Consider the following 3,540-nt stretch of genomic DNA (forward strand, 5'->3'; position numbering starts at 1 on the left):
ACTGAACACCGCTTTTCCGTGGGGGGGGGGGGGGGGGGGGGGGGCCCCCCCGCGGGGGGGGGGGGGGGGGGGGGGGGGGCCCCCCCGCCCGCGGGGGGGGTCACCCCCCCCCGCGCCCCCGGGCGGGGGCGCCCCCCCCCCCCCCCCCCCCCCCCACGGAAAAGCGGTGTTCAGTTGTTCGATGCTGTTGTGTCGGACGCGGACGGTCAGAGGGCGGGAGCGGACTCCGTATCGATCACGGCGTCCAGCTCGCGCAGTCGTTCCATATGTTCGTTCGCGTGATGCTGGCAGAAGAGCAACTCGCCACCTGCGGGCAGAACGGCACGCACACGGGCCGCCGCCCCGCAGCGATCACAGCGATCGACCGCGGTCAGTGGGGTGCTAGTCAGGGTTCCTGGCATGACTCCTCCGTCCTGGCTTCCGGCACTACAGACCGTTCACCTGGTGTGAGGCCCGTGGTCACTCCGCGGGCTCGCTTCCGCTACTTCCCAGCAGTGGTATGACTACTCTGTCAGACGTTCGGGGCGATGGGTTTGTTCCCCGTGGCTTCCCACTGTGTTTTCCCTAACACGACCAGCGGTTTTCGCCTGTGGCGAACACCGCGGACCGGGCGTGGAAAACCGGTGGATCGCCTGCTCCGTGAACGACTGTCGAGTTGTGTATCGGAGGTTACCCGTGCCCAGTGACACTCACACCCTTGTTCACCTCTGTACTCCCGATGAGTGGGCTACCGCACAGCGCGACGGGGTGCATCGGCCCGCCTCGCTGGTGACCGAGGGTTTCGTGCACCTCTCGGCACCGCAGCAGGTGCACCTGCCCGCGAACCGCCTGTTCGCCGGTCGCTCCGATATGGTGCTGCTCCGGCTGGACCCTGCCCGCCTGGACGCCCCGGTGCGCTGGGAGCCGGGCGTCCCCGGCGACGATCCGGCCATGCGTTTCCCGCACCTGTACGGGCCGCTGCCGGTCGCTGCCGTGGTCGGCGTGGAACCGTATCGGCCCGGCCCGGACGGGGTGTACGCCGCGCTGACCGGCTGAAACCGCGCCCTGTGTCGCGGCGCTAGCGCGAGCCCGGGCTGTCCTCCGATGCCACGGCCAGCTCCCGGGCGAGGATGGCGGCCTGTACCCGCGACCGCATACCCAGCTTGGTCAGCACCCGGGATACATGAGTTTTCACCGTGGTCTCGCCGATGAACAGCCGGGCGGCGATCTGGGCGTTGGACAGTCCCGCGCCCAAGCAGTCGAGAACCTCACGTTCGCGGCCGGTCAGGTCCGCGAGCCCGGCGGGCGGCCGCGGCCGCGGTGCGGCGGCCGACCCGGCGAACGCCTGGATCACGGCGCGGGTCACCTCCGGGGCGAGGACACCGTCCCCGGCGGCCACCGCCCGGACCGCCTCGATCAGCGCGGGGGCCGACGCGGACTTCAGGACGAAACCGCCGGCTCCGGCGCGCAGGCTGCGGAACACATATTCGTCCAGGTCGAAGGTGGTGAGCACGAGGACCCGGGCCAGGTTCTCCGCGGTGATCCGGGCGGTCGCGGTGATCCCGTCCGTCCCCGGCATACGGACATCCATCAGCACCACGTCCGGACGCAGCGCCCGGGCCTGCGTCAGGGCGACCGCACCGTCGGCGGCCTCGCCCACCACCTCGATATCGCCGGCCGTATCGAGAATCATGCGCAAACCGGCCCGGATGGCGGCGTGATCGTCGGCGAGCAGTACTCGGATCGTCATCGCGGTTCGCCCACCGGTTCCGCGACCGCGGTGAGTGGTAGCCGGGCCCGCACCCACCAGGCGCCCGATTCGGGGCCCGCCCGGAATCTGCCACCCAGCGCCGCCGCGCGTTCGCGCATATTCGTCACGCCGCGCTGCCCGCCCGCGGCGATATCGGCCACGGCCGGATGCGCCGCCGCGAGCAGGGGATTGCGCACGGTCAGCACGAGCTCCCCGGCCTCGGTGTACACGTCGATCTCGACCTCCTGCCCCGGCGCGTGTTTCATCGCGTTGGTCACCGCCTCCTGGACGATCCGGTACGCCGCCTGGTCGACCGCACCCGCCACGGGAACGTCGCCGGTGTCCTGCCGTACCCGGACCCGCATACCCGCCTGCCGTGCCACCGCCACCAGTCCCGGCAGCTGGGCCAGCCGCCCGGGGGCCGTGGTTTCCGGGCGATCGTCGTCGCGGCGCAGTAAACCGATCATGGTCCGCATCTCCTGCAGCCCTTCGACACTGTTGGTGCGGATGGCGGTGAGGATCCCGGTGAGCCGGGGATCGCCACCGGTGCCGTCCACCCCCGCCAGGGCCGCCTCGGACTGCAGTGCGATCGCCGACAGATGCCCGGCGATCACATCGTGCAGATCGCGCGCCATGGCCTTGCGTTCGTCGGCCACCGCTGCCCGCCGGTCCAGTTCCGCCACCCGGGTCAGCGCCCGGCGCCGGTCGCGCTCGGCCTCGGCGGTCTCCTTGTGCGCGCGTACGGTCAAACCCCACCACAGCGAGGTGCCCACGAACGCCGCCGCCATGATCAGCGCCAGCACCATGTAGCGCCAGTTCTCGGTGACCCCCAGCACCACGCCCGCGGCCGTCGCGGACAGTGCCAGCCACGCCACCACCGCCCCCTCCATTTGCCGCCGGGTGCCGTAGACCACCGCCGCGTAGATGAGGTCGGTGTAGACGAGCCACACCGGCAGTGTCGGCCCGAGCATCAGGTCGAAGGCCAGCGGCACCAATCCCATCACCATGGCGGTGATCGGCGCCCGCCGTCGCACCAGGAGCACGGCACACACCATCGCCAGCAGCGCGAAGCGCGGAGCCAGCGGAGTTGCGGGGCCGTCCGCGGAAACGAACAGCATATGGAAGCCGGCCAGATACAGCAGCGACCCGAACGCGAACCATGCGACCGCGATAACGATGTCTTTGCCCGTCGCCGATAACGCCGACCACCGTTGCATCCCTCAATCACAGCACACGGTTCGGCGCGTGGAGTCCATCGAAATAACGATCCGCAGTCGTACCGAACACACCCCCGCATCGCCGCCCCAGAACGAGTCGCCTCAGACCTCGCCGAGACATTCGGATTTCCGCTCGCCCTCGTCCTGAAAGCCCAGGGGCGGCGCCGAGTCCAGCGCGGCAACTGTGTGGAGTCACAACCCAGCCGAACCCATCCCCCGGCCGCGCCGAGCCCAGCGAGGCATTTCGGTCGCAGAACCCGAATCGAACGCGCCAACGGCGGCGCCGAGTTCCCGGCCGGGCGGCACCGCCCATGCCGCTGTGTGTCCGGCGCACCGACCGCCCCACCGGTTGGCCTGCACTCGCTGCGGCCGCAGCGAGGCCCTGCCCGGAAACATCCCCGAACCCTCACGCGACATACGGCGGCGCCGAGTTCAGCGAGGCCCTACACGGGAACAACCCCGAATCCTCACGCAACCACGGCGGCGCCGAGTTCAGCGAGGCATTTGAAGGGTTCGGCCCGTCCCAGCGGTTAACCCCCCCGGGCAAATTGCCCCCGGGGCGCGGTTTGGGGGGGGGGAACCCGGGGGCCAAGG

Annotated in this window: 4 protein-coding genes; 1 reads left to right on the forward strand and 3 read right to left on the reverse strand. The window is 70.7% G+C overall.

Annotated elements, in window-relative coordinates; genetic code table 11:
• Positions 1-206: 206 nt before the first annotated feature.
• Complete coding sequence (locus QH276_RS00575) at positions 207-401, reverse strand: DUF7455 domain-containing protein (protein ID WP_030521621.1); 195 nt, start codon at positions 399-401, stop codon at positions 207-209.
• A 274-nt stretch (positions 402-675) separates the two neighbouring features.
• Between QH276_RS00575 and QH276_RS00580 the strand changes: the two genes are divergently transcribed.
• Positions 676-1,035, forward strand: coding sequence for a DUF952 domain-containing protein (locus tag QH276_RS00580; protein ID WP_280400592.1), 360 nt, complete (start codon positions 676-678; stop codon positions 1,033-1,035).
• Between the two features lie 22 nt (positions 1,036-1,057).
• Here the strand turns inward: QH276_RS00580 and QH276_RS00585 are convergent, their stop codons facing one another.
• Both QH276_RS00585 and QH276_RS00590 read right to left on the reverse strand, forming a co-directional pair.
• Positions 1,058-1,729 carry a response regulator transcription factor gene (locus QH276_RS00585; RefSeq protein ID WP_280400591.1) on the reverse strand — a complete coding sequence of 224 codons (672 nt, stop codon included), beginning with the start codon at positions 1,727-1,729 and terminating at the stop codon, positions 1,058-1,060.
• Positions 1,726-2,946: a sensor histidine kinase gene (locus tag QH276_RS00590; RefSeq protein WP_280400590.1), complete on the reverse strand. Its 1,221-nt coding sequence runs from the start codon at positions 2,944-2,946 to the stop codon at positions 1,726-1,728. Before QH276_RS00590 ends, QH276_RS00585 begins: the two co-directional genes overlap by 4 nt.
• Positions 2,947-3,540 lie beyond the last annotated feature (594 nt).

It is taken from the genome of Nocardia carnea (assembly GCF_029869215.1).
GTDB classification, from domain to species: Bacteria; Actinomycetota; Actinomycetes; order Mycobacteriales; family Mycobacteriaceae; genus Nocardia; species Nocardia carnea_B.